General features: G+C 71.6%; 18 protein-coding genes. 9 read left to right on the top strand and 9 right to left on the bottom strand.

Annotated features, from left to right (window positions below):
* Nucleotides 1–4 precede the first annotated feature (4 nt).
* Genes ACIBF8_RS18380 through ACIBF8_RS18365 form a run of 4 tightly spaced genes read right to left on the bottom strand, consistent with a single transcriptional unit; the run spans nucleotide 5 to nucleotide 5,044 of the window.
* Nucleotides 5–1,486 carry a 2-hydroxymuconic semialdehyde dehydrogenase gene (locus ACIBF8_RS18380; RefSeq protein ID WP_396784347.1) on the bottom strand — a complete coding sequence of 494 codons (1,482 nt, stop codon included), beginning with the start codon at nucleotides 1,484–1,486 and terminating at the stop codon, nucleotides 5–7.
* A gap of 23 nt (nucleotides 1,487–1,509) precedes the next feature.
* On the bottom strand, nucleotides 1,510–2,847 hold the full coding sequence (locus ACIBF8_RS18375) for an FAD-dependent oxidoreductase (RefSeq protein WP_396784263.1): 1,338 nt from the start codon (nucleotides 2,845–2,847) through the stop codon (nucleotides 1,510–1,512).
* On the bottom strand, nucleotides 2,844–4,163 hold the full coding sequence (gene kynU, locus ACIBF8_RS18370; RefSeq protein ID WP_396784262.1) for a kynureninase: 1,320 nt from the start codon (nucleotides 4,161–4,163) through the stop codon (nucleotides 2,844–2,846). Before kynU ends, ACIBF8_RS18375 begins: the two co-directional genes overlap by 4 nt.
* A complete protein-coding gene (locus ACIBF8_RS18365) occupies nucleotides 4,139–5,044 on the bottom strand; it encodes a tryptophan 2,3-dioxygenase (RefSeq protein ID WP_396784261.1) in 906 nt (301 codons plus the stop codon). Before ACIBF8_RS18365 ends, kynU begins: the two co-directional genes overlap by 25 nt.
* Before the next feature lie 141 nt (nucleotides 5,045–5,185).
* Here ACIBF8_RS18365 and ACIBF8_RS18360 point away from each other — a divergent pair, with 141 nt between their 5' ends.
* The 3 genes from ACIBF8_RS18360 to ACIBF8_RS18350 all read left to right on the top strand — a co-directional run bounded on the left by ACIBF8_RS18360 (nucleotide 5,186) and on the right by ACIBF8_RS18350 (nucleotide 7,359).
* Nucleotides 5,186–5,641, top strand: coding sequence for an Lrp/AsnC family transcriptional regulator (locus tag ACIBF8_RS18360; RefSeq protein WP_396784260.1), 456 nt, complete (start codon nucleotides 5,186–5,188; stop codon nucleotides 5,639–5,641).
* A gap of 344 nt (nucleotides 5,642–5,985) precedes the next feature.
* A complete protein-coding gene (locus ACIBF8_RS18355) occupies nucleotides 5,986–6,510 on the top strand; it encodes a hypothetical protein (protein ID WP_396784259.1) in 525 nt (174 codons plus the stop codon).
* Between the two features lie 75 nt (nucleotides 6,511–6,585).
* Nucleotides 6,586–7,359, top strand: a complete 774-nt coding sequence (locus ACIBF8_RS18350) for a class F sortase (protein WP_396784346.1) — start codon at nucleotides 6,586–6,588, stop codon at nucleotides 7,357–7,359.
* Here the strand turns inward: ACIBF8_RS18350 and ACIBF8_RS18345 are convergent.
* Nucleotides 7,305–8,078 (bottom strand): MerR family transcriptional regulator, encoded by a 774-nt coding sequence (locus ACIBF8_RS18345; RefSeq protein WP_396784258.1) that lies wholly within the window; start codon nucleotides 8,076–8,078, stop codon nucleotides 7,305–7,307. The genes ACIBF8_RS18350 and ACIBF8_RS18345 overlap by 55 nt on opposite strands.
* A 54-nt stretch (nucleotides 8,079–8,132) precedes the next feature.
* Between ACIBF8_RS18345 and ACIBF8_RS18340 the strand changes: the two genes are divergently transcribed.
* A complete protein-coding gene (locus ACIBF8_RS18340; protein ID WP_396784256.1) occupies nucleotides 8,133–9,725 on the top strand; it encodes a DUF6194 family protein in 1,593 nt (530 codons plus the stop codon).
* A 14-nt stretch (nucleotides 9,726–9,739) separates the two neighbouring features.
* Here the strand turns inward: ACIBF8_RS18340 and ACIBF8_RS18335 are convergent, their stop codons facing one another.
* The gene (locus ACIBF8_RS18335; RefSeq protein WP_030333470.1) at nucleotides 9,740–10,276 is read right to left on the bottom strand and encodes an HNH endonuclease; all 537 of its coding nucleotides are present in this window, start codon (nucleotides 10,274–10,276) and stop codon (nucleotides 9,740–9,742) included.
* 348 nt (nucleotides 10,277–10,624) lie between these two features.
* On the opposite strand from ACIBF8_RS18335, the gene ACIBF8_RS18330 reads away from it, so the two are divergent.
* The 5 genes from ACIBF8_RS18330 (at nucleotide 10,625) to ACIBF8_RS18310 (ending at nucleotide 14,952) form a co-directional block, all read left to right on the top strand.
* Nucleotides 10,625–10,984, top strand: a complete 360-nt coding sequence (locus ACIBF8_RS18330) for an ArsR/SmtB family transcription factor (protein ID WP_396784254.1) — start codon at nucleotides 10,625–10,627, stop codon at nucleotides 10,982–10,984.
* On the top strand, nucleotides 10,981–11,664 hold the full coding sequence (locus tag ACIBF8_RS18325) for a cation diffusion facilitator family transporter (protein ID WP_396784253.1): 684 nt from the start codon (nucleotides 10,981–10,983) through the stop codon (nucleotides 11,662–11,664). The genes ACIBF8_RS18330 and ACIBF8_RS18325 overlap by 4 nt, the downstream gene beginning before the upstream one ends.
* 79 nt (nucleotides 11,665–11,743) lie before the next feature.
* Nucleotides 11,744–12,784: a mechanosensitive ion channel family protein gene (locus ACIBF8_RS18320; RefSeq protein ID WP_396784251.1), complete on the top strand. Its 1,041-nt coding sequence runs from the start codon at nucleotides 11,744–11,746 to the stop codon at nucleotides 12,782–12,784.
* A 232-nt stretch (nucleotides 12,785–13,016) separates the two neighbouring features.
* Entirely contained in the window at nucleotides 13,017–14,399 is a 1,383-nt protein-coding gene (locus ACIBF8_RS18315) for an MFS transporter (RefSeq protein WP_396784249.1), read from the top strand.
* A 124-nt stretch (nucleotides 14,400–14,523) separates the two neighbouring features.
* A complete protein-coding gene (locus ACIBF8_RS18310) occupies nucleotides 14,524–14,952 on the top strand; it encodes a globin (RefSeq protein ID WP_396784248.1) in 429 nt (142 codons plus the stop codon).
* A 21-nt stretch (nucleotides 14,953–14,973) separates the two neighbouring features.
* Here ACIBF8_RS18310 and ACIBF8_RS18305 read toward each other — a convergent pair whose 3' ends face one another.
* From ACIBF8_RS18305 to ACIBF8_RS18295, 3 genes are all read right to left on the bottom strand, one after another.
* On the bottom strand, nucleotides 14,974–15,558 hold the full coding sequence (locus tag ACIBF8_RS18305; RefSeq protein WP_396784246.1) for a YbjN domain-containing protein: 585 nt from the start codon (nucleotides 15,556–15,558) through the stop codon (nucleotides 14,974–14,976).
* Nucleotides 15,559–15,689: 131 nt separating this feature from the next.
* Complete coding sequence (locus tag ACIBF8_RS18300; protein WP_396784244.1) at nucleotides 15,690–16,433, bottom strand: hypothetical protein; 744 nt, start codon at nucleotides 16,431–16,433, stop codon at nucleotides 15,690–15,692.
* A complete protein-coding gene (locus ACIBF8_RS18295) occupies nucleotides 16,430–16,876 on the bottom strand; it encodes a thioesterase family protein (RefSeq protein ID WP_112584127.1) in 447 nt (148 codons plus the stop codon). The genes ACIBF8_RS18300 and ACIBF8_RS18295 overlap by 4 nt, the downstream gene beginning before the upstream one ends.
* Nucleotides 16,877–16,879: the final 3 nt, after the last annotated feature.

The raw sequence follows: 16,879 nt of genomic DNA, 5'->3' as shown, positions 1-16,879 counted from the left end.
CTGATCACGACAGGTCCACGCAGACGTTGGTGAGTTCGGAGTAGAAGTTCAGCGAGTGCACGCCGCCCTCGCGACCGATGCCGGACGCCTTCACCCCGCCGAACGGGGTGCGCAGGTCCCGCAGGAACCAGGTATTGACCCAGACGATTCCGGCGTCCAGCCGGGCGCCGGCCCGGTGCGCGACCCCCACGTCCCGGGTCCACACGGTCGCCGCCAGGCCGTACTCGGTGCCGTTGGCCAGGGCGTACGCCTCGTCCTCGGTGTCGAACGGGGCGACGTGCACCACCGGGCCGAAGATCTCCTCCCGGTTGGTACGCGCCTCCGGACCGAGCCCGGTGAGCACCGTCGGCTGCACGTACGACCCGCCGTCGCGGGCGTCGCCGAAGGTGGGCGTGCCACCGCCGACGAGCACCTCGGCGCCCTCGGACCGGGCCAACTCGTACGCGCCGAGCACCTTCGCCCGGTGCTGCTGGGAGATCAGCGGCATGGTGGCGGTGGCCTCGTCGGTCGGCCAGCCGTACGCCAACTCGCCGGCCCGCTTGGCCAGTCGGGCGGTGAACTCCTCGAAGACCGGGCGCTGCACGTAGATCCGCTCCGTGCAGAGGCACACCTGGCCACCGTTGGTGAAGCTGGACCGCACCGAGCCGGCCACCGCGGCGTCCAGGTCGGCGTCGGCGAAGACCAGGCCGGCGTTCTTGCCGCCGAGCTCGAAGCTCACCGCCTTCACCCCGTCGGCGGCGGCTCGCATGATCGCGCCGCCGGTGGCCGACTCGCCGGTGAAGGTGATCGCGTCGACGCCCGGGTGGCGGGTGAGGAACTCACCCGCCGAGTCCGGCCCGAACCCGTGCACCAGGTTGAACACCCCGGCCGGTACGCCAGCGGCGGCCATCACCTCGGCGAGCAGCGTCGCCGAGGCGGGAGTCTCCTCGCTGGGCTTGACCACGACCGCGTTGCCGCAGGCCAGCGCCGGAGCCACCTTCCAGGTGAGCAGCAGCAGGGGCAGGTTCCACGGCACGATGACCGCGACCACGCCGACCGGCTTGCGCAACGCGTAGTTGAGGGCCCGCCCGCCGGTCGGGGTGACCGTCGTGAACGACTCGGTGGGTGCGGTCGCCACGATCTCCGCGAACGCCCGGAAGTTCGCGGCCCCGCGCGGGATGTCCAACGTTCGGGCCTGGGCGATGGACTTGCCGGTGTCGGCGACCTCGGCGGTGACCAGGTCGTCGAAGCGGCGCTCCAGCTCGTCGGCGACCCGACGCAGCACCTCGGCGCGCTCGCGCTCCCCCATCCGGCCCCACGGCCCGCGCAGCGCGGCCCGGGCGGCGGCCACCGCGTCGTCCACCGTGGACTGCGACGCCTCGTCCACCTCGAAGACCTGCTCCCCGGTGACCGGGCTGGCCTTGGCGAACGTCGCCCCGCCGTCGACGAACTCGCCGGCGACGAAGTTGCGCAACCGGTGCGGGCCACTCGGCGCGTGGCCGGCCATCAGTCGTGGATCCCAGGTGCCGGTCATCCGCGCCTCCCTCGGCTCAGTGCCGCGCCGATCGCGCCGACCAGCAGCAACGCGGCCCCGCCGACGACCGCACCGAGCACCCGGTGCTGTCGGCGCACCCGGCGGCGCACCTCGGCGTACGGGGTGGTGGAGAAGGACACCAGCTCGTACTGGGAAACGTACCGGCCGGGCAGGGCCCGCTCCAGTGCGTGCTCCACCCGCCGCCGGGTCTGGAAGACCGGGGAGGCGACCTTGTCCCGCATCTCCACGAAGTTGGTCAGCGCCATCGTCGCGATGGCCTCGGCGTTCTCCTGTCGGCGCCGCTGGAAGAGCGGCAGCGTCGCCACCCAGTCGTCGGCGCACTCGTCCAGGCAGCGGTCCAGCTCCACCACGTCCTCGAAGGCGCAGTTGGCCCCCTGGCCGTAGAACGGCACGATGGCGTGGGCCGCGTCGCCGAGCAGGCCGACCTTCCCGTTGACCTGCCAGGGGGTGCACCGCACCGTGCCGAGCACGCCCACCGGGTTGTGCTGGTAGTCGTCGACCAGGTTCGGGGCCAACGGCACCACGTCCGGGTAGTGCTCGGTGAAGTGCCGCTCGATCTCCGCCGGACTGGTCAGCGCGGCGAAGCTGCCGGCACCGTCGTTGGGCCAGAACAGCGTGCAGGTGAACGAGCGGTCCGGGTTCGGCAGCGCGATCATCATCGAGGTGCCCCGGGGCCAGATGTGCAGGGCGTCCGGGTCCAGGGCGAAGTCCCCGCCCAGCGGCGGAATCGTCAGCTCCTTGTAGCCGTAGTCGAGAAAGTCCACGCTCTCGTCCAGCAGCCCGTACGCCAGCAGTTGTCCGCGCACCGCCGAGCCGGCACCGTCGGCACCCAGCACGACCGACGCCTTGGCCGCGACCGGGCCCTGCGGGGTCTCGAAGCTCAGCGTGCCGTCGGTCGGGTCGAGCCCGACCAGCCGGTGGTCGAAGACGACCCGTACCCCGGGTAGCGCGGCGGCCTCGTCCAGCAGGGCGTTGTTCAGCGTGCCCCGACTGATCGAGTTGATGGCCCGGTCGCCGGACGCGCTGTACGACTGGAACTGCTGCTCACCCTCGACCGGGTGGATCATCCGACCGCGCATCGGCAGCGCGTCGGTCAGCACCTGCTCGGCGAGCCCGATCCGGCGCAACGCGTCCAGGCCGCGCTCGGAGAGCGCCAGGTTGATCGAGCGACCGCGCTCGGCCGTGCCGGTACGCGGGTCGGGCCGGCGCTCGTAGAGGGCCACCGGGTAGCCGCGCCGGGCCAGGAAACAGGCCGCCAGACAGCCGGCCAGGCCGGCACCGATGATCGCGATCTCGTCGCGCCGCGCGGTCATGGGTTCACCTGCCCCACGGTCGCGGCCAGCGCGGCGGCGGCCCGCCAGCAGTCGAGGTACGTGGAGTAGAGCGGTACGGGGGCGAACCGAACCACGTCGGGTTCGCGGGCGTCGGCGATCACCCCGTGTTCGTAGCGCAGGCGTTTGGTCAACTCGGCGGCGCTGCCGGATTCGATGCGCACGGACAGCTGGCAGCCCCGGCGGGCCGGGTCGCGCGGGGTGACCACGCGCAGCGGTCGGCCGACGGTCACCTCGTCGAACAGTGACTCCAGCCAGCCGGTGAGGCGCTGGCTGCGCGCCCGCAGCGCGGTCATCCCGACCGCGTCGAACAGCTCCAGCGAGGTACGCACCGGGCCCATCGCGAAGATCGGCGGGTTGGAGATCTGCCAGGCCTCCACAGTGGCCGGTGGGCGGGACACCGGGGTCATCTCGAACCGGGTCGCCGCCGCGGTGCTCCACCACCCCTCGAAGCGGGGCAGCTGGGGGTCGCCGAGGTGCCGCTCGTGCACGAAGACGCCGGCCAGCGCACCGGGCCCGGAGTTCAGGTACTTGTAGGAGCACCACGCGGCGAAATCGACGTCCCAGTCGTGCAGCGCCAACGGCACGTTGCCGACCGCGTGGGCCAGGTCCCAACCGACCACCGCGCCGGCGGCCCGGCCGGCCGCCGTGATCGCCGGGATGTCCAGCAGCTCGCCGGTGAGGTAGTTGACCCCACCGAGCAGCACCAGCGCCACCCGGTCGCCCTCGGCCGCCAGATAGTCGGTCACGTCCTCGGTGCGCAGGGCGTCCTCGCCCGCGCGGGGACGCAGTCGGATCACCGTGTCGTCCGGGTCCAGGCCATGGAACCGCGCCTGGCTGCGTACGGCGTAGCTGTCCGAGGGGAACGCGCTGTCCTCGATGACGATGCGGGTGCGCGCGCCGGCCGGGCGGTAGAAACTCACCATCAGCAGGTGCAGGTTGACCGTGAGCGAGTTCATCACCACGGTCTCCGCGGGGCGGGCGCCGACCAGTCGCGCGGCCGGGGCCGTCAACAGCTCGTGGTACGGCAGCCAGGCGCGCTCCGCCTCCAGGTGCCCCTCGACGCCGAGCCGCGCCCAGGCGTCCAGGTCGGCCAGGAGTTCGTCACGGGTGGCCCGAGGTTGCAGGCCGAGCGAGTTGCCGGCCAGGTACGCCGACTCGGGGTGGTCGCCGCCGTCGGCCGGCGGCACGTGGAACAGGTGCCGGTGGCCCGGGTCGGCCTCGTCGAGGCGATGTGCCTCTTGTGCTGGGGTGTGCATGTCTTCTTCTCCGGTCACATCGCGGTGCGGGCCGACCATAGCTCCGGGAAGACCACCCGGGCCATGCTGCGCTGCAGCCACGCCAGGCCGGCGGAGCCTCCGCTGCCGACCTTGGCGCCCATCGTCCGCTGCACCGCCTTGACGTGGTTCCAGCGCCAGTCGCCGAACTCCTCGGCGACAGCGCTCAGCGCCTCGCCGAGCAGCCGCAGGTGGTTGTCCGGGCCGGAGCTGTCGTAGATCCGCACCCAGGCCGCCTCGACCAGCGGCTGCGGCTCGTGTTCGACGGCCACGTCCCGGTCGAGCAGGTCGGCGGGCAGGTCGAAGCCGTGCCGGGCCAGCAACGCGACCACGTCGTCCCAGAGGCTCGGGGTCGCCAGCGCGGCGGTCAGCGCGGCGTACACCTCGGTCTGCCGGCGGAACGGGCGGATCAGCGTCGGGTCTCGCAGCCCGAGCAGGAACTCCAGGTGCCGGTACATGGCGGACTGGAAGCCGGAGCCCTCACCGAGCAGATTGCGGAACCGGTTGAAGTCGGCCGGGCTCATCCAGCGCAGGCCCTGCCAGGCGGCGTTGAGCCCTTCCAGGTGCAGCTTGGCGCGGCGCAGCGGGGCCAGCGCCTCCCAGACCTGGTCGGCGCGGATCAGTCGCTGAGTCTCCCGCAGCTCGTGGCAGGTCAGCCCGAAGTACAGCTCCATGATCTGGCTGACCATCAGGAAGGACATCTCGCCCGGATCGCTGCTCAGTGGCTGCTGCAACGTGTGCAGGGTGCTGGCCTGCACGTACGCGTCGTACGGCACCCGCTCGGCGAACTCCAGCGTCGGCTCGCCACCGTTGCGCGCGGCCCGGGCGGCCCGCTGCCGCGGGGTCACCGGTCGCACCAAGGCAGGGCGATTCGGCGCCTGCCGGCCCGTCTGATCCACCATCTGTCTCCCTCCCGGACTAGCGACGTCATGATCTCGCGGTCGGATCCGCCTACGGAATGCCGGATCAACGGCTCTAGCGGCGTTCTCCTGGCGAACCAAAAGCAACTAGGCGAAGTCGGTTCACGAAAGTAAGGTCTGAGCGTGGACGACATGGACTGGGCGCTGCTGCGCGAGTTGCAGGCCGACGCCCGGCTCTCCTTCAGCGAGTTGTCCCGACGGGTGCACCTGTCACCGCCGTCCGTCGCCGAACGGGTCCGGCGGCTGGAGGAGGCCGGCGTCATCACCGGCTACCACGCCCATGTCGACCTGAGCCGCGCCGGTCGCACCGTGGTCGCGCTGATCCGGATGTCCTGCTACGGCGCGCGCTGCATCCTGCACGACCCGGCGGTGGCCGGTTGGCCGGAGATCCTGGAGATCCACCGGATCACCGGGGACGCGTGCAGCGTGCTGAAGGTGGCGGCCGGCTCGATCGGCGCGTTCGAGGGGGTCATCGACCGCCTCGCCCCGTACGGTCAACCGTCCAGCACGATGATCCTCTCCACCCCCCTAAACCGCCAACCCATAACCCCCCTCCCCACACCCCCCCACCAGCGCTAACCCCCACCCCCCGCCCCGCCCCGCCCCCCGCCCCCCCACCCCACCCCCCGCCCGTCGATCATGGAGTCGTGGTGGGCAACAGCTCCACATGCGCCCCCTTTGTGAGGCACCACAACTCCATGATCGACGCAGGCCGGGCCCAACGCCCCGGCGATCTTGCAGTTTCTGTTGGCGAAATGACGACTGTGGCCCGTTTCGTCGGTGCAGAAAGTGCAAGATCGCGGGACGGGGGGCGGGGCGAGGCGGGGGCGGGGGGCGGGGGCGGTTTGCCTTTGGGCCAGCGGGAAAGCAGCGCGCGTGCCCAGGGGAGGGTTCCGGCGGTCGTCGCCGGTTGGGGGGAAATCATGCCGAAAATCCGCACGATCAACCGCGCGCTCTCGGCCGTACTGACACTGGTGGGGCTGGTCGGAGCGTTCGTCCTGTTGTCAGTGGGCCCGGCGCGCGCCGGTGAGAACGTCTTCGTCGAGGTGACACCGAACAGCGTCCAGGCCGGCAGCCGGGTCAGCATCAAGGCGAGCTGCGACAACGACAACAACAACCGGCAGTCAAGCGTGCACTCCGACGCGTTCGGGTCAGTGACGCTGAGACCCGAGAGGGGCTTCCTGGTCGGGCAGGCGAGCATTCCGCGTGACAAACCGGCCGGTGACTACCCGGTCGACCTGCGCTGCGACAACGGCCAGACGGCCTCGACCACACTGACCGTGCTGAACATGGCCTCGCCCAGCAAGGGACCGGCGACCGGGGGCGGCGGGATGGCCGGCGGTCAGGGCACCGGCTCGCTGCTGGTGCTCGGCGGCGTGGCGTTGGTGGCCACCGCGATCCTGCTGGGCGTGGCGGGCGGCCGACGCCGACCGGGAGCCGGCTCCTGAGCCGGATCACCCATGACCCGCAGATCCGCGCGTGCGCGGCCGGATCGCCGCGCCCGCTTCCGGGCCGGGCCGGCGCTGCGCGCGTCCGGCCGGCTGGTGGCCCGCGTCTCCGGGCGGTTGCGCCGGGCCGCCGGGCAGGCCGGGTCGGCCAGCGTCGCCACCACCGATCCGGCCGCCCATCCGCTGCCGCCGAGGCGTTCGGCCGGCTCGTCGTTGGCCCGACACCGTTTCGGTACGGGCCCGGGGTTGCCGGTGCTGGCCATCGCCGCGCTGATGGTGTTGATCGTGGCGATGCTCGGCGTCGAGCAGGTGACCGGAATGAGCCTGCTACCGGACCGGCTCAGCGCCGGGCTGCGACCGCCGCCGAAGAAGTTCCCGGTGCTGCCGGCCAGCCGCCCGACCAGCCTCACCATCGAGAAGATCGATGTGCGGGCGCCCGTACACGACGTGGGCATCGCCCCGGACGGCACGATCGCCGTGCCGGACGTGGCCCGCGCCCAGGAGGCCGGCTGGTACGACCAAGGGCCCACCCCGGGTCAGTACGGCCCAGCCGTGATCGTCGGGCACGTCGACAGCACCACCGGGCCGGCGGTCTTCCACAAACTCCGCGAACTGCGCTCCGGTGACCAGATCGAGGTCACCCGCACCGACCAGCGCGTGGCGATCTTCGAGGTGAACTCGGTGGAGAAGTTCGACAAGGGTCGACTGCCGGTGGACGAGGTGTACGGCGACTTCAGCCGACCGAGCCTGCGCCTGATCACCTGCGGCGGCCAATGGGTCGGCGGCGAGACCGGTTACGCGGACAACGTGGTGGTCTTCGCCTCGTTGGTCAAGGCCCGCTCCGGTTGAGGGCAAGCGTCGATGTACTCGGCGAGCCGGGCGGCCCCGGTGAGCATGGCCCGACCGCGCTCGGTGAGCCGTTGCCGCCACTGGCGCAGCGACGCGGCGAGCGGTTCGGCGCCGCCCGCGTCGCGCACTCGACGCAACACGCCGGCGATGTGGTCGAGCCGGTACCCACCGCGACGCAACAGGTGGGCGAGCTCGGCGTCGCGCACGTCGTCCGGCGAGTAGACCCGGTGGCGGGTCACCGGATCACGCACCGGCCGCAGCACCCCGGCCCGCTCCCACTTGCGCAGCGTGGCCGGCCGTAGACCGAGCCGGTGCGCCAACACGCTGACCGGCACCGCTGTCCGGCCCGGCGGTTGCGGCCGCGTTCCGGTGAGTGTCGACACCGCCGTCTCGACCGCGTCCAGTGTCTCCCGATCGCGCTGGAGCAGGACATGCCCCTGGTCGATGGTGCGCAACGCCGCGTCGATCTCACCCCGGTTGACGGCCCGCATGATCTCGCCGCTGGCCGCGTAGCCGTGGCCTGCGATCAACGCGAGGTAGGCACTCAGGGCCTTGACGTGCACCTCGGTGAAGCGACGGTAGCCGTTCGGGGTGCGCTGGGCCGGCGGCAGGACGCCGTCTCGTTCGTAGTTACGCACGGCCTGCGCGGAGAGGCCGTGGGCGCGCGCGAGATCGACCGGTCGACGTACCCCTGGGTTTGAAGGTTTTGTCGCTGCCACCGCGCTCCGTCGCTCATGAGTCTCAACCGCTGGTTCAACGATACGGTTTATGGAATGGCATCTTTTCTCGACCTGCTGGCGGTATCTCCGGATCTGCTCGCGCTCGGCGAACCGACCCATGGTGAGTCCGCCTTTCCTCAGCTCCGCAACGAGGCATTCATGACGCTGGCCGAGCACGGCTACCGGTCGATCGCGCTGGAGAGCGACCGGGCCGCCGGGCTGATCGCCGACGAGTTCGTGCAGGGCGGCGCGGTGACGCTCGACCGTGCGCTCACCGAGGGGTTCAGCCACGGGTTCGGCATGGCACCGGCCAACCGTGACCTACTGCTCCGGATGCGCGAGTGGAACGCCCGACGTCCGCTCGCCGAGGGCCTGACGTTCCACGGCTTCGACGCGCCGGTGGAACTGGAGAACGCCCCGAGCCCACGCCACCACCTCCACCAGGTTTGCCACTTCCTCGGCCTGGACCGGTCCGCCGAGATCGACGACCTGATCGGGGACGAGGCGCGCTGGAGTGACCCGGCGGCGATCTGGGAACCCGGCCGGTCGGTCGGGCACTCGACCGACGCCCAGCGACTGCGGGTGGTCGCCGACGACCTGCTGACCGAGTTGTACCTGCGGGCGCCCTGGAAGTCGGCGGGCTGGCCGGCGGCGTTCGTGCACGCCACGTCCGCGGTCGCAGTGCTGCGCTACCACGCCGCAGCCGCCACCCCGTTGGCGCAGGAGAAACGCTTCGTTCACCTGGCCGGCGTCCGGGACGCGCTGATGGCCGAGAACCTGCTCGCGATCCGGGCGGTCGAGGCCCATCGCGGACCCACGCTGGTCTTCGCGCACAACACGCACCTGCAACGCCATCCGGGCACGATGACGGTGGACGGCACCGAGGTGTCCTGGGCCGGCGCCGGCGCGATCGTCGCGTCGCTGCTGGGCGACCGGTACGCGGTGATCGCCGGCAGCCTCGGCGCGAGCCCGGCGCTCGGCATCGGGGAGCCCGCACCGTCCACCTACGAGGGCAGACTCCAGCAGGAGACCGACCTTCCCCGGTACGCGCCGGCGTCCGAGATCGGGCCGGCCGAACCGCGGACACACGACTACCGTTACTTCCCGTTGGACCGGGCCACCATCGAACACGCCGACGCGATCCTGCACATCCCGACCGGTGTCGACGCGGCCGTACTCGCCGATCGGATCGTCGCGCTGCCGGGCGTCGAGCAGGTCGTGGCGAGCGCGGAGAACGGATCACCCGAGGCGGCCTGGGGCGACCGGTTCTTCTACGTCGGCCCGGACCGCCGCCAGCCGTTCGCCACCATCGTCGAGCACGACGTGCCCGGCTTCGACGAGGCCGCGCAGCTTGACCGCCCCGGTGTCTTCCGCCTCAACCTGGACCTGGGCAGGGCCGAGTTCGAGCGACTGTTCGGCTTCCCGCCGAAGGCGTTCGAGGAGCACCGGCACGAGTTCGACTTCGCCCGGCTGGACACCCTCGTGCCGCACCCGGGCTACGCGTTGTACGGCTTCGGCAGCATTGTCATGCCTGGTCCGCAGCTGCTGCCCGAGATCGACCGGCTGCTGGCCATCGCGCACGGCCGGGCGGTCGACCGGCACGAGCGGGCGGCGCGCCGGGCCAGCCACCCGCAATCCGGGGCCTGACCGCCCCTTCGGAGTCAGGCGGCTGCTTCGGGTTCGCGCAGGTCAAGCCAGTCGGCCCAGCGGGGGTCGGGCGCGCGGTGCCCGAGCACCCGCCAGGCGGTGCCCTTCGGCGCGGCCGGCAGCGCGTGTAACCGCCACCCCATCTCGGCCGGGGTCTTGTCACCCTTGGTGTGGTTGCACCGCGCACAAGCAGCGACCACGTTCTCCCAGGCGTGCCGGCCACCCCGGCTGCGCGGAAAAACGTGGTCGATGGTCTCGGCCGGGCCCCGGCAGTAGGCGCACCGCCATCCGTCCCGCGCGAAGATCGCCCGCCGGGACAGCCCGACATGTGTTCGGTACGGCACCCGGACGAAGCGGGTGAGCCGGACCACGGATGGCACCGGAAGCGCGTCCCGGGCGCTGTGCAGGATGCCGTCACCGTCGGCGACACAAACGGCCTTGGCGGAGAGGACGAGGATCGCGGCGCGACGCACCGACACGACACACAGCGGCTCGTAGGTGGCGTTGAGGACCAACGCGCCGGAGCCCACCGTGGGTCGTATGTCAGGCATCGCGCTCACCCTCCCGGTTCAGCGGCTGCTGCGGACCGGCGCCGACCGGGGCCGGGCACGACAGCCCACACGGTCGACGCCGGGCCGATCACCGACGTCCGTTGCGCCAATAGTCCCTGATCGGACCCCGGATTGCACGCACTAATCCCGCATGGGGTATGAGGATCATCCACAATCGGACGGATCGCTGCTCCGGCCTGGGCGGACTGTTCCGTTGGCGCACAGTGGTAGACCGCCCTGCCGGCCCCACCTCGCTGGATCGCTGCTCGATGATCTTCTATGCCGGCCCGTCCTCGGGATCGCTCAAGCCCATCCCAAATCATCGTCGAATCCGGCTATCATCGCCCCATGGCGATTGATCGTACTCCTGGCCTGGCTCCTGCCGCCGCGCTGTTCCGGTCTCTCGGAGATCCGACGCGGCTGGCGATGCTGCGCCGCATCGCGGCCGGCGAGGCGCGGGTGGTCGACCTGACCGGCGAACTGGGGCTGGCGCAGTCGACGGTGTCGAAACACCTGGCGTGCCTGCGCGACTGTGGCCTGATCGACTATCGGGTGGAGGGTCGCCAGTCGTTCTACACCGTCACCCGGCCCGAGTTGCTGGACCTCCTGCGCTCGGCGGAGCAGGTCCTCGCCGCCACCGGCGAAGCCGTGGCCCTGTGCCCGGTGTACGGGACGCCGGCCGACTCCCCCACGGCGGCGTCGGCGTGAGCGCGTCACTGCTGACTCCGGAGCGTCGGGCGGCGCTGTCCCGCCGCAGCCTGTGGCTGGCCTACGCCACCGCCGGCTACAACCTCCTGGAGGGCCTGGTCGCGATCGCCGCCGGCGCGGCGGCTTCCTCCACCGCGCTGCTCGGCTTCGGCCTGGACTCGTTCGTCGAGGTTTCCAGCGCGGCGGTGCTGATCTGGCAGTTCCGCTCGCGGGTGCCGGAGGATCGGGAACGGGTCGCCCTTCGGCTCATCGGTGCGTCGTTCTTCGCCCTGGCCGCCTGGGTGACCGTCGATGCCGTCCGCTCTCTGCTGGCTGGCGGCGACGCCGACGCCAGCCCGGTCGGCATCGGCCTCGCCGTCTCGTCATTGCTCGTGATGCCGCTGCTCGTTCGGGCCAAGCGACGCACCGGCCGGGAACTCGGCTCGGCCACGGTGCTGGCCGACTCGACGCAGACGATGTTGTGCACCTACCTGTCCGCGGTGCTGCTCGTCGGCCTGGTCCTCAACGCCGCCTGGGGTTGGTCCTGGGCCGACCCGGTAGCGGCACTCGTGATCGCCGGCGTGGCGGTCAAAGAAGGGTTGGCGGCGTGGCGCGGTGAGCACTGCGACGACTGCGCGCCCCTGCCGGTCGGCGACCAGACCTCCTCGGGTTGCGCCGATGGCTGCTGCACGGACCGGTAGGCCTGACGATCCGGCCGGCAGGTCACCGGGACGGTGGGTCGGCGGTGGGCGCTCGGGCTCCCTACGGTACGAAGACAGGGTGAGTGCCGCCAGCGTGACGCCCCTTGCCCTGTCCACCGTCGGATCGGTGAACTGCCAAGGCAGTACCTCCTGCGAATGGCTCTACGACATCACCAGTTCGGCCTGGTTCGCCGAGGGCAGTTACTGGATCCTGCTCAAACCGCTGCGGGTGCTGTTGATCCTGGCGCTGGCGATGGTGGCCCGTTGGGCGCTGCACCGCACGATCAACCGGTTGGTCCGGACGACCACCGACGGCGCGGTGCCGACGATGCTGCGGCCACTGCGCGAACGGGTACCCGCCGCCGCGGTCGACCCGGCCGAGTTCGTGCCCGAGCGGCGACGGCAGCGGGCCGAGGCGATCGGATCGGTGCTGCGGAGCCTGACGACCGCGTTCGTCTTCGGCATCGCGCTGCTGATGATCCTGCGCGAGTTCAGCTTCGACCTGGCTCCGCTGCTGGCCAGCGCGGGGATCGCCGGCGTCGCGCTGGGCTTCGGTGCGCAAAGCCTGGTCAAGGATCTGATCGCCGGTCTCTTCATGCTGATCGAGGATCAGTACGGCGTGGGCGACAACGTCGACCTGGGCGAGGCGATGGGCGTGGTCGAGTCGGTCGGCCTGCGGGTCACCACTGTGCGCGACGGCCGCGGTGTGCTCTGGTACATCCGCAACGGTGAGATCATCCGGGTGGGCAACAAGAGCCAGGGCTGGGCGCTCGTGGTGGTGGACCTGCCGATCGGTTTCCACAGCACCGAGGAGGCCACCGCCGTCATGCGGACCGCCGCCGCCTCGGTCGCGGTGGACCCGGAGCTGTCGCCGGAGATCGTGGAGGCGCCCGAGGTGCTCGGTGTCGAGCAGGTGACGGTGGACGGCGCGGTCATCCGGACGGTGGTGAAGACGACCGCGGACGGGCAGTTCGCGGTGGGCCGGGAGCTGCGTCGGCGCCTCGCGGAAGCGCTGGAGAATTCGGGGATCACCGCGCAGATCGCTGCGGCACGCCTCTATCCGGGTCTGTCGACCCGGCCGATGCCCGAGGGTGAGACCGGCCAGGGCGGCGCTACCTGACCCAGACGGCACTGTCCTCCGATTCAGGGGTCGCCAGCCGCCCGGCCCCTCAGGTATCGTCCGTTCGTTCAGTCGGGGAGGCGACGAACGACCCGTTCGACCTAGCTAGTTGTCAGACGATCGGGCAGAATCCGGAGCACGCGTTCCTGCCAAAGCGTGATCACATCCTCGCTGATCCGTAGATCTGACGAGAGCTTCCGGCCGGGCTGCCACGAGCGGCCAGCCGGGGCCGATGGAGGCGACGGTGCCCGACGAGCGACCTTCCGCGGAAGGCCCCGCCACTTTTCGCGAAGTGTTCGCCCAGCACGAGTTCCGGGCTGTATTCGCAGCTGGGGCTCTCTCCTGGGTCGGCGACTACGTGGCAAAGGCCGCCGTCACCCTGCTCGTCTATCAGCAGACCCGGTCCGTCGCGCTCTCCGCGACCGCCTTCGCGGTCAGCTTCCTGCCCTGGCTGCTCGGTGGTCCCCTGCTCGCCGCACTCGCGGAGCGCTACCCGTACCGGCGCGTGATGGTGGCGTGTGACCTCATCCGCATGGCGTTGATGGTGCTCATCGCCATTCCGAACTTGCCGTACCAGGCGGTGTTGGTGCTGATCTTCGCCGCCACGCTGGCCAACCCACCGAGCCAGGCGGCGAAGTCCGCGCTGATGCCTCAGATGCTCAGTGGGGACCGGCTGGTGGTGGGGCTGTCGCTGAACAGCAGCGTCGGGCAGGCCGCCCAGATCGTCGGGTACGTGTTCGGCGCCGCGGTCGCCGCGATCGACCCGGTGGTGGCGCTGTTGTTCAACGCGGCCACGTTCGGCCTCTCGGCGCTGCTGGTCCGCTTCGGCGTACGCAACCGCCCGGCGGTGACCAACCCGGCGCAGCGCAGCCACCTGCTGCGGGAGACTCGTGAGGGGTTCGGCATCGTGTTCCGTACGCCGGTGCTGCGGGCCATCGCGGTGCTGGTGTTCAGCGCGATGCTCTTCTCGATCGTTCCCGAGGGGCTGGCCGCGGCCTGGGCCAACGAGGAGAGCCGCGGCGCGGTGAGCGCGGGCACGGCCCAGGCGGCGATCATGGTGGCCAACCCGATCGGCTTCCTTCTCGGCGGGTTGCTGGTGAGCCGCCTGTTCGGGCCGGCCCGCCGGCTGCGGCTGATGCGACCGCTCGCGGTGCTCGCCCCGCTGGTGCTCGTGCCGGCACTGCTCGACCCCCCGCCGCTGGTGGTGGCCCTGCTCGCCGCTGCTTGCGGGTTCGCGGTCGCCGGCATGCTGCCGATGGCCAACGGGCTGTTCGTCCAGGCGCTGCCCAACGGTTTCCGGGCCCGCGCTTTCGGCGTGATGGCGACCGGTGTCCAGGTCATCCAGGGTCTCGCGGTGCTGGTCACCGGGGTGCTCGCCGAGCGGTTCCCCATCCCGGTGGTGGTCGGGGTGTGGAGCGCGGCCGGGGTGGTGCTCATGGCGGTCGCCGCGCTGCGCTGGCCGGACCGGCAGACGGTGGACGAGGCGATCGCCGCGGCCTCGGCGGCCAACGCCGATCCGCCCTCCGCACCGGGCAGCCCGGCCGGTGACGGCACAGCAGTGGGTACGTCCGACCCGCATGCCGATGACGGCCACCGCCGGCACGCGGTCACCTGACCCGTTGCGCCGACTCGTGCCCGAGCGGGGGCGGCGGCCGGCATTCGGGGGCGTCGCTGCGGCGTGATTCGACGCACGCCGTCCGGGTCGGGCCGACACCGAGGGCACCTGGCAGGATGGAGCGGTGACTTCCGCAGGTGAATCCGACCGTCCCGGTGCGTCGATGACCCTCTTCGAAGCGGTCGGCGGCGAACCCACCTTCCGCAAGCTGGTCGACGAGTTCTACGCCGGTGTCGCCACCGATCCCCTGCTGCGCCCCATGTACCCGGAGGAGGACCTGGGCCCGGCCGCGGACCGGATGACCCTGTTCCTGATGCAGTACTGGGGCGGGCCGAACACGTACTCCGCCCAGCGTGGTCACCCGCGGCTGCGGATGCGGCACGCGCCGTTTCGGATCGGCGCGGCCGAACGGGACGCCTGGCTGCGGAACATGCGTCGCGCCGTGGACCGGCTCGACCTTGAGCCGGAGGTCGAAGGCACCCTCTGGGACTACCTGGAGCGCGCCGCGTACTTCATGGTCAACGTCGAGGACGACCCGGCCGGCGGCGTCTGACCGCCGGGTGAGGGGGCGGCGTCAGAGCAGCGCGCCCTCGTCGTGCAGCCAGTCCACGAAGCTGGTGGCGACCGCCGCGCCGCAGTCGAGCATCTCGACCAGCAGCGCGTCGTGGGTGCCGGCACCGAGCGGCACCTGCAGTTCGGCGTAGATCGGCAGCTGACCACGCTCGGTCGGATCGCCGATGTACGCCTTGCAGAACCGGCGGGTGTGGTTCCACTCGTTGACCACCCGGTACGCCCGGTCGGCCCAGTCCGGTGGGACCGTGGCGTGCGGACGTGCCCGCATGACCAGGATCTCGTCCTCCGGGCCTTCGAGGGTGACCAGCACGGCGTGCCGCTCCCACATGGCCAGCAGGTTGCCGTCGCCGTCGGCCAGATAACGCACGTCGAGCAGATCGAGCGCGTCACAGACCCGGCGCAGACTCACCGGCTCGACGGTGGCGGGCATCTCGGTCAGCACGGGCCGCTCGTTGGACGGGCAGTCGTCCCCCGGCTGGCGAGGGCTGGGCGGCCCGATCCGGACCGCGCTATCGACTGTGGTCCCGCTTCGGGTATCCGGATCGCCGCCGTCGGCGGGACCGGGGCGCCATGACCACCACGGCATCGCTCGCGCACCTCACTCCCCAGCGGATCCAGACGCCTACGGTGCGTTGGATCCGAGGATGGACGGTACCCGGACAGCCGGGTTGAAGCACCCCCCCAACGACCGCCCCTGCCCAGAAGAATGACCCGGGGTCATCCGTTCGGACGATCCCTGAGGGGCGTCACGGCAAGATCCGTGGCCTTCTGCAACCAGGCCGCTCCGTGCGGTCCCACCAGGCCGACCCAACGACCGGCCACCCGGACCTGAACGGCGTTCCCGCCATCGCCGGCCGCCGGGCCGCCGGCAGCACCGAGGAAGCCCATCCGGACCACCCCCTGCACCAGCCGCTGCGGCACCTCCACCGGCGCGGCGGGCGAGCCGTCCGGGGTGATCAGCACCGCCACGTGGTCGAGCAACGCGTCGCGCAACGCCCGCTGGCCGACGGCACGGCCGGCGACACCCTGCTCGCTGGCCGTCCGCAGGGTGCCCGCCGCGGCGTCCGCGATCCGTCGCAGCTCGGCGACGGGCAGCGCCTCCACCTGATGGCTGCGCGCCGGCGGCAGCGGCCACCGCCACTGGGCGTCCCGACGGGTCGGCAGGGCCGCGCCGCCGCGCTCCAGCTCCGCGAGCAGCTCCGCGGCGACCACCGTGACGTCCTCGGCGGCACCGTCGGCCGGCCCGCCGGCCACCGTGCGGACCACCAGGACCTGCCACGGCAGGCGGGCCCACAGGGCGACCCGGCCGGGCACACCGGCCGGCCGCAACCGGACCGGTGCGACCGGATCCAGCCGGACCAGCCTGGCCAGGAAGGCGCCCGCGTCCGCCACCCCGGCGACCCCATGGGTGTACGCCGACGCCGCCACCCGGCCCGGCTCAGCGGTGCCCGGCTGGGTCACGCCACACCGCCCTGCGGTGCGTACGTGAGCAGGAAGTCCCGTTCCTCGGTGGTGATCCGCCGGGGCACCTGACGGGTCAGGTCGAACGGCACCAGCACCGAGCGGGCGCGGCTGGCCAGCACCTCCCCGTCGTACAGCTCGTAGGCGACGGTGAACCGGGAGGCCCGGATCTCCTCCACCCACAACTCGATCCGCACGGTGGGTGCCGCCTCCGCCGTGGCCCGGCCGAGCGCGTAGTCGACCGGGCGCAGGTAGTCCACTTCGTGGCGGCGGATCACCACGCCGTCGGCGAACGAGCCGACTCCCCAGGCCCGGCCCCCGGCGAACATCAACGCCACCCGCGCCTCCTCGTAGAGGGTGAGGAAGCGCGAGTTGTTGACGTGGCCGTACGCGTCCAGGTCGGACCAGCGCAGGGTGCAGTGGTAGACGAAGCGGTCAGACACCGT

Origin of the sequence: Micromonospora sp. NPDC050276 (assembly GCF_044459545.1) — a bacterium.
Taxonomy (GTDB): domain Bacteria; phylum Actinomycetota; class Actinomycetes; order Mycobacteriales; family Micromonosporaceae; genus Micromonospora.
This window is presented reverse-complemented; position numbering and strand designations above follow the sequence as displayed.

What these genes read in the sequence shown, in the direction of transcription:
- ACIBF8_RS18380 (WP_396784347.1), bottom strand. Translation starts at nt 1,486, where the DNA reads ATGGCCGGCCACGCGCCGAGTGGCCCGCACCGGTTGCGCAACTTCGTC.
- ACIBF8_RS18375 (WP_396784263.1), bottom strand. Translation starts at nt 2,847, where the DNA reads ATGACCGCGCGGCGCGACGAGATCGCGATCATCGGTGCCGGCCTGGCC.
- kynU (WP_396784262.1), bottom strand. Translation starts at nt 4,163, where the DNA reads ATGGTCGGCCCGCACCGCGATGTGACCGGAGAAGAAGACATGCACACC.
- ACIBF8_RS18365 (WP_396784261.1), bottom strand. Translation starts at nt 5,044, where the DNA reads ATGGTGGATCAGACGGGCCGGCAGGCGCCGAATCGCCCTGCCTTGGTG.
- ACIBF8_RS18355 (WP_396784259.1), top strand. Translation starts at nt 5,986, where the DNA reads ATGCCGAAAATCCGCACGATCAACCGCGCGCTCTCGGCCGTACTGACA.
- ACIBF8_RS18340 (WP_396784256.1), top strand. Translation starts at nt 8,133, where the DNA reads ATGGCATCTTTTCTCGACCTGCTGGCGGTATCTCCGGATCTGCTCGCG.
- ACIBF8_RS18335 (WP_030333470.1), bottom strand. Translation starts at nt 10,276, where the DNA reads ATGCCTGACATACGACCCACGGTGGGCTCCGGCGCGTTGGTCCTCAAC.
- ACIBF8_RS18330 (WP_396784254.1), top strand. Translation starts at nt 10,625, where the DNA reads ATGGCGATTGATCGTACTCCTGGCCTGGCTCCTGCCGCCGCGCTGTTC.
- ACIBF8_RS18315 (WP_396784249.1), top strand. Translation starts at nt 13,017, where the DNA reads ATGGAGGCGACGGTGCCCGACGAGCGACCTTCCGCGGAAGGCCCCGCC.
- ACIBF8_RS18305 (WP_396784246.1), bottom strand. Translation starts at nt 15,558, where the DNA reads ATGCCGTGGTGGTCATGGCGCCCCGGTCCCGCCGACGGCGGCGATCCG.